This window comes from Frankia sp. CeRuru1 (assembly GCF_977966315.1).
Window position 1 is genome coordinate 1 of the sequence record NZ_CDWWEW010000031.1, and the last position, 7,952, is coordinate 7,952.

The 7,952-nt window shown below is 70.5% G+C and carries 4 protein-coding genes; all 4 read left to right on the forward strand.

Annotation, left to right across the window (positions count from 1 at the left end; translation table 11 throughout):
* Positions 1-768: 768 nt before the first annotated feature.
* Positions 769-2,109: a helix-turn-helix transcriptional regulator gene (locus AC08OP_RS04215; RefSeq protein ID WP_476612985.1), complete on the forward strand. Its 1,341-nt coding sequence runs from the start codon at positions 769-771 to the stop codon at positions 2,107-2,109.
* Positions 2,110-2,301: 192 nt separating this feature from the next.
* Complete coding sequence (locus AC08OP_RS04220) at positions 2,302-2,958, forward strand: FMN-dependent NADH-azoreductase (protein ID WP_476612986.1); 657 nt, start codon at positions 2,302-2,304, stop codon at positions 2,956-2,958.
* Between the two features lie 36 nt (positions 2,959-2,994).
* Positions 2,995-4,188, forward strand: a complete 1,194-nt coding sequence (locus AC08OP_RS04225) for a cytochrome P450 (protein WP_476612987.1) — start codon at positions 2,995-2,997, stop codon at positions 4,186-4,188.
* Between the two features lie 78 nt (positions 4,189-4,266).
* Positions 4,267-7,952, forward strand: a 3,686-nt coding sequence (locus AC08OP_RS04230; protein WP_476612988.1) for an AMP-binding protein, incomplete at its 3' end; no start/stop codon positions are given.

Consider the following 7,952-nt stretch of genomic DNA (forward strand, 5'->3'; position numbering starts at 1 on the left):
AAGGACGAACTTGTCTGGTCGCTTTCCAGGTTCGCTCCGTCCTGGCTATCGTCCGGCACCGGACCTCTTTTTCTGTGCGTTCTTGCTCTGCTGGGTCTGGCTATCTGAACGCCCCGACCGCGGACACCGGGGACCACGGCAGGCGAAACGGCAGGAATTCTACCCAACCGCCCTGATCCAACGAACTGCCGGTATCGGTGCGGGGGCCTATGGGCGGTGATGTGGGCCAGGGTCTCAGATAGTCTGAACGCCGCGTGAGGGAAAGAAGCCCAGGGTCGATCGCGGTCTTCGGCATCCGGGAAGAACGGTCTGTTGGCGCGCCCTTGCCTGCTTCACCGCAAACCAAGACTGCCCCGGCGGGGGATGTTGGGCGACGTTGACAGAGCCAGGCGGGGCGATGGAGCCTGTACGGGAAGTGTCGAACAAAACGGGACCACGCCGGGCGGCATCCCGGCGGCACGGATGCTGAGCCCGATCGGGAGGAGGCCTTCGGCGTACCGATGAGGTGACTCGCTGCCCCTCCGCGCGGTCCGGCCTTCTCCGACCCTGTGCTGTCGCCGATCTGCCACGAGCAGGCCAGCAGCCCACCGGTTGTTCGGCCAGGGCGAGCCGTGCCCGGCGGCATCGGGCGATCTGCTCACACTCCGGGTGCGCCGACAACGCGATCGGGCCGGGTCACCGGGCCGATCGCGCTCAGACCCCCTGGCATACGGCTACGAAGAGGTGATGGAAGTGCCCCGGGATTCGGTTGTCGGGCTCGCGCTTACCATGAGTGACGGGTCCGAAGTCCATGAGCCGATGGAGGGCTGCGAGAACCTGACGTGCGGGCTGGACCGGCTGGTGACGCTGTCTGCCTGGGCCTGGCGTGGCGGCGACCTGGGCAAGGGCCTGGACCTCGCCCGGCGCGCCGTGACGGGCCCGCGCCCAGCCTGCAACGGCGGGGAATGCCGCCCGATGGCCGGTGTCTGGTATGCCTTCCTGCTGACCTACTCCCGCGATCTCCAGACGGCGAAGCAGGTGCTGGACGATGTCCTCACCGGCGGCACCCGGGAGCCCGCGGCGAAGGTCCGGGCGGCCGCCGGCATGTGCCGGGCCGAGATACAGTTCGCCCGCGACCGGATGGACGAGGCCGCCGCCGAGGCCGAGGCCGCCCTTGCCGCGCTCGACGGCCTCGACCTGGACGTGATGCGGCCGATCGCCCACATCCTCCTGGCCCGCCGGGCGCTGCGCCGGGCCGACATCGACACCGCGCTCCTGCATACCGACCAGCTGATGGCTGGTGTCCTGCTGAACCAGGCCCGGCACATGCCAGGCCAAAGCGCGTGGGTCACCGCCGAGGTCCGAGAGGTCCGCGACGCGCCGGAGTCCGTCGCGCCGCTCGTGCGCGGGCTTGTCACCAACGAACATCTGGCGGGGGAGTTGCTGGCCGCCCAGCCCGAGGCTGCAGCCGGGCTGGTACGGGCAGCCCGCCGGCTCGGTGACGAGGAGCTGGCCGCGCTCGCCGTCGAGCGTGTCCGTGTGCTGTCGACCCGCAACCCCTCCTTCGGGGCGCTGCGTGCGGCCGCGATCCACGCCGGTGCGCTGTTCAAGGGCGATGCCCGGACCCTGGTGGCGGTCGCCGACCTGCACATCGGTCGACGGAACCGTGCCTCGGCCCTCGAGGACGCCGGAACCGTGCTGCGTGAGCGTGGGGCCGAGTCCGGCGGGTCGGTGGACCTGCTCAGACAGGCCGCGGACCACTACCTCGCAGTTGGTGCCTCCCGGGACGGCTCCCGGGTGGCCCGCAAGCTGCGGGACTTCGGCGTCCGGCGCGGCCGGATACCCCGGGTGGGTGCCACTGTCTCCGGAGCCGGCGTCGGGCAGCTGACCGACACGGAGTTCGCGGTCGCCGAACTCGTCAGCCAGGGGCTGACCAACACCCGGGTCGGCCAGGAGATGTTCATCTCGACCCATACGGTCGCGGCCCATCTGAAGAAGATCTTCCGCAAGCTCGGCGTCTCCTCCCGGGTAGAGCTGGCCAGCAGGTGGGAGCGGATCAAGAAGCAGGAGGTGGCGGACGGCGCGGCTGTCCGGCCGGTCGGGTCGCCATCCGGCTGGGAGCTTGCGTGACCGCCCCCGGCGAGCCGCCCGGCTGGTCCGCCGCGGGTACGCGTAAGCGGCCGGATCCGATCGAAGGCCGTACCAGACTGAGGGATGCCGCACTGGTAGCCACCAAGGTTAGCCTTCGAGAAACCGGGAAGCCTGCTCGAAATTCCTTCTGTGAGGGCGGGTAATCCACCGAACCGAGGTGAGAGGTTGGCTGTGCCTTCCTTGCTGCACATCGACGCGAGCATCCGTCAGGGTGAATCGACCTCGCGGAAGCTGTCCAGCTATTTCGCGGACCAGTGGCGGGAAAACCACCCTGGCGGCGGTTACGTATATCGCGACATCGGGTCCGAGCCAGTTCCGCACATCACTCACGGTGTCCGTGAGTGGCTGTTCGACCCGGAGACCGACGTCGAGGGCAACGCCGAGAAGCACGGCGTCAGCCCGGAGGACAAGGCGCTCACCCAGGCGCTCACAGCCGAGGTGCGGGCGGCCACCACGCTTCTCATAGCGATCCCGATGTACAACTACACGGTTCCATCGTCGTTCAAGGCCTGGATCGACCGACTCGTGACGCCGGCCCACATGGTGGCCCCAGGCTCGGAAGACGGCCTGCTGCGTGGGAAGTCGGTGGTCGTGATCACCGCCCGCGGCGGCTCCTACGCCCCGGGCACCCCGCGCGAGGGCTGGGATTTCCAGGAACCCTACGCGGCGGCCGTGCTCGGCGCGATCGGCCTGGCTGACGACCTGCAGTTCGTCCACTCCGAGCTTACCTTCGCCCAGATCGTGCCCCAGATGGCTGCGCTCAGGCCGATCGCCGAGAAGTCCCTGGCCACCGCGCACGAGACTCTCGGGAAACTCGCGACGCAGTGAGCGGAGCGACATCGATCTAGGCCAAGGGAAGAGACGATGACCGACACCGTTTCGTTCGAGATCCCCTGGGACCGCACCCACCGGTTCGACCCGGCCGCCATCTTCGACGAGCTGCGCCCGGAGCGTCCACTGACCCGGATGACCTACCCGGACGGCCACATCGGATGGCTCGCGTCCAGCTACGAGCTTGCTCGGAAGGTCCTCAGCGACCCCCGGTTCAGCCACAGCCTGGAGACCTGCCACTTCCCGGTCACGAAGTTCGGGCAGCCGGTGCCACCGGTGCCGGCCCAGCCGGGCATGTTCATCCACGTAGACCCGCCGGACCACACGCACTACCGGCGGATGGTGACCGGCGAGTTCACAGCCCGCCGGTTAGGCCAGCTGACGCCGAGGCTGCGGCAGCTCGCCGCCGAGCAGATCGCCGAGATGAAGGCGAGCAGTCAGCCGGCCGACCTGTCGTCGGCGTTCAGCCGGCCGTTCGTGCTGCGCATGCTGTCGGAGCTGCTCGGATTCCCCTACGACGAGCGGGAGCACTACGCTGATGCGCCCGCCGTCATGCATGACCCGGACTGCACGTTCCCGGAGATGGAGGCCGCCTTCGGAGGGCTCATGCCCTGGCTGATGGAGCTGATCGGCCGTAGGAGGGAGAATCCGGGCGACGACATCCTCAGTCGGCTGATCAGCGGCGGCCAGCTGAGTGATGAAGAAATCTACAACATGATGATCATGTTGCTCTTTGCCGGCTACGAGACCACCGAGAGCGCGCTCACGGTCGGTGTCTTCGCTCTCCTGAGCTACCCGGAGCAGCTCGCCGCGCTGCGCGCAGATCCCAGCAGGCTGGACAACGCGGTTGAGGAGCTGCTGCGCTACCTGACCGTGAACCAGTACGAGATCTTCCGCACCGCGACGGAGGACGTCGAGCTGGGCGGGCACGTCGTGGCGAAGGGCGACACGGTCACCGTGTCGCTGCCGGCCGCAGACCGCGACCCGGACAAGTTCCCCGACCCGAATCGGCTCGACATCGACCGGGACACCTCCGGCCACGTGGCCTTCGGCCACGGCGTGCACCAGTGCATCGGGCAGAACCTTGCCCGAATCCAGCTGCGCGTCGGCCTACAGGCCCTGCTCGAGGCCTTTCCGGGGCTGCGGCTCGCCGTATCGGCGAACGATGTCCCGCTGCGTCTGAGGGGTTCCGTATTCGGCGTCAAACGCCTGCTAGTGTTCTGGTAGCGCGGCTCAGGAACGGCTCTCAGTCTTTTTCGGTAACGACTCTCAGTCTCAGGTCCCCTGACGGAGGTCGTAGCTATCGTGCGTGACGATCTGGTCAGACCGCTCCCCGAAATCCTCCGAGAACACGCCGCCCGATTCACCGACCGCATCGCCTTCTCCGACGACCGGCGTTCCGTCACCTACGCCGACCTGCACACCCGGACCGGCCGGCTCGCCGGGCACCTCGCCGACCTCGGGCTCCAGCGGGGCGACCCCGTGCTGCTCTGCCTGGGTAACCGGGTCGCGATGGTTGAGGCCTACTTTACCGTCCTGCGTGCCGCCGGTGTCGGAGTGCCGGTCAACCCGCAGTCCAGCCGGGCCGAGCTGGGCTACCTGCTGGCCGACAGCGGCGCCTCTTTCGTGATCACCGACACGGCGAATGCTGGCGAGTTCCTGAAGCTCGGCCCGAACGGTATGACTGTCCTGGCCACGAGCCCGGACCGGAGCCAGGAAAGCGAGCCCGGGACCGGCGGCGAGCGCTCCGAGCCGCACATGCCGCACGGGCCGTCCGAACTGCACGACTACGACCAGCTCACGGCCACCGATCCGGCCTCGTCCGCCCGCGACGACCTGGGCCTGGACGAAGTGGCCTTCATGTTCTACACGTCCGGCACCACCGGGCGGCCCAAAGGCGTGCTGTCCACCCAGCGGAACTGTCTGTGGTCGGTGGCTTCCAGCTACGTGCCGCTTCCCGGGCTCCGGCCCGACGACCGCGTGCTCTGGCCTCTGCCGCTGTTCCACAGCCTCTCGCACATTGCCTGCGTGCTGTCGGTGACGGCGGTCGGCGCGAGCGCCCACATCATGGACGGCCGCGCAGCCGAGGACGTGCTCGCCGAGCTGCGTTCCCGCCGTGCGACCTTCGTGGCCGGCGTCCCCGCCACCTATCACCACCTCGTCCGGCTGGCCCGCGAAAGCGCTCTGACCCTGCCAGACCTCCGGATCGGCCTGGTGGGCGGTGCCGTCACGGGGTCGCAGCTGCGGCGCGACTTCGAGGAGCTCTACGGCGTCTCGCTCATCGACGCCTACGGCAGCACCGAGACCTGCGGCGCCATCACGATGAACCCGCCGGACGGCGCGCGGGTGGAGGGGTCCTGCGGCCTGCCGGCGCCCGGCGTCGATGTCCGGGTGGTCGACCCCGACACCGGCCAGGACCGGCCGGTGGGGCAGGAGGGCGAGGTCTGGGTCCGCGGGCCGAACCTCATGGTGGGCTACCACAACAGCCCGGAGGCGACGGCGGCGGCGTTCCATGCCGGCTGGTTCCGTACCGGCGACCTCGCCCGCCGGGACGACGCCGGCTACTTCACGATCTGCGGCCGGATCAAGGACCTGGTCATCCGGGGTGGCGAGAACATCCACCCGGACGAGATCGAGTCCGTGCTGCGGACGGTGCCCGGGGTCGCCGACGCCGGAGTCTCAGCCCTGCCGCATGGCGTCCTCGGCGAGGTGCCGGTGGCCTACGTGGTGCCCGGGCCGGGCGGTCTCGACCCGCGGGCCGCGATCGAGCGCTGCCGTGAGCGGCTCGCCGCGTACAAGCTGCCCGAGCAGATCCGCGAGGTGGCCGCCGTGCCGCGGACGCCGTCCGGCAAGATCGTCCGGCGGCGGCTGGTCGATCTCCCCTCCTGGGCGCGGTATGCGGCGAGTGGCCGCCACGAGGGACTGGCCGAGCTCGGATGGCGGCCGGTTGGCGATCCGGACGGGCTGTCGGAGCCCCACCTGGCCTGGGTGCCCGTGGAAGGTGGACCCCGGCCGCTGGCCTGGCCTGGCCCGGACAGCACACTCGTCCTGACCGGGACCGGGACCGGCGGGCGCGGAGCCGCTCTGCTGCGCCGGTTCGTCGTCGGCTACGGCGTGCGCCGGGTGCTGTTCGCCGGCCTTCCCGCCGCCGCGGTGCCTGACGACCCCGAGCTGGCCGACGCCGAGATCGTCGCACTCACCGGTGCCCACGACGGGGGTGCCGACAGTGACATCCTGGCCGGTCTGAACGGCCTGGCCGGACCGGTCACGGTGGTCCACACCGCACCGGACGACGAGCTCGGCCGGGCCCTGGATGACGCTCTCCCGGACGCGACGGCCTTCCTCGTGGTGACCGACTCCGCGTTCCTGCTGGGCGCCCCGGGTGTGGACGCGCCGGAAGCACACGTCGGGCGGCAGGCCCAAGCCCTCGTCGACCGGCGATGCCAGGGCGGCCGGGCGGCCACGCTGCTGGCCTGGCCGGCCACTGACGACGGCGGCGACGGCGATGACCCGCAGGCTTTTCTCGCCGCCGTCGACCTCGCCCTCGGCAGTGGCAAGGCCGCCCTGGTCGGCCTGCGGCTGCCACCGGGAACGCCGGCGCCCGGCATCCTGCGTGACCTCGAGCCGGCTACGCCCGCGACCGCCGCACCGGACGCCGCGGTCACCGGCGCCCTGCAGGCCCGCCTGGGCGGGATGAGCCGTCGCGTCCAGTTGGAGACACTGGAGGAGCTGGTCCGCGGCCACGCCCGCGACGTCCTGCGCCGGCCTGGAGCGGACGACGACCTGCGCGCGGCCAGGGCTTTCCGTGACCTGGGACTGTCATCGGTGGCTGTGGTCGAGCTCCGCGACCGCCTCGCCGCGTCGACCGGCCTCGCCCTGCCGGCCACGATCACCTTCGACCATCCGACGGTGGCCGCGCTGGCCCGGCATCTGCGGGCAGAGATCCTTGGCCCGGACGCCGGCACCGCAGCGGACCTCGACGCCGACGCGGGCAACGAGTCGCTGGCCGCCGACGAGCCGATCGCGATCGTCGGGATGGCGTGCCGGCTGCCCGGCGGGGTCGCCGGCCCGGACGACCTGTGGCGACTGGTCAGCGAGGGCGGCGACGGCACCACGGACTTCCCCACCGACCGAGGCTGGGACCTGGACGCCCTGTTCGACGCCGACCATGAGCGGCCCGGCATCTCGCACGTCGACCGTGGCGGGTTCCTTGCCGACGCGGGTGCCTTCGACCCCGGCTTCTTCGGTGTCTCGCCGCGTGAGGCGCTCGCGATGGACCCGCAGCAGCGGCTGCTGCTCGAGATCTCCTGGGAGGCCATCGAGCACGCCGGGATCGACCCCACCGCGCTGGCCGGCCGCGAGGTCGGTGTGTTCGCCGGTGTCATGGGGCACAGCTCCGGTTTCGGGTCACCCGTGCCGCCCGAGCTGGAGGGTTTCATCACCACCGGCACCGCCTCGAGCGTGGCGTCGGGCCGGGTCTCGTATGTGTTCGGGTTCGAGGGGCCTGCGGTCACGGTGGACACGGCCTGCTCGTCCTCGCTGGTGGCCATGCATCTGGCTGCCTCCGCGCTGCGCCGCGGGGAGTGCTCGCTGGCGCTGGCCGGTGGGGCCACCGTGTTGTGGACGCCGGAGCCCTTCGTGGAGTTCTCCCGGCAGGGCGCGTTGGCCGCCGATGGTCGGTGCAAGTCGTATGCCGACGCGGCGGATGGTACGGGCTGGTCCGAGGGCGCGGGTGTGGTGGTGCTGGAGCGGCTTTCCGACGCCCGGCGGAACGGCCACCGGGTGTTGGCGGTGGTCCGTTCGTCGGCGGTGAACCAGGACGGTGCCTCGAACGGTCTTACCGCGCCGAGTGGGCTGTCGCAGCAGCGGGTGATTCGGCGGGCGTTGGCGAACGCGGGGCTGTCCGCGGGTGATGTCGATGCTGTCGAGGGTCACGGTACTGGCACGACGCTGGGTGATCCGATCGAGGTCCAGGCTCTGCTCGCCACCTA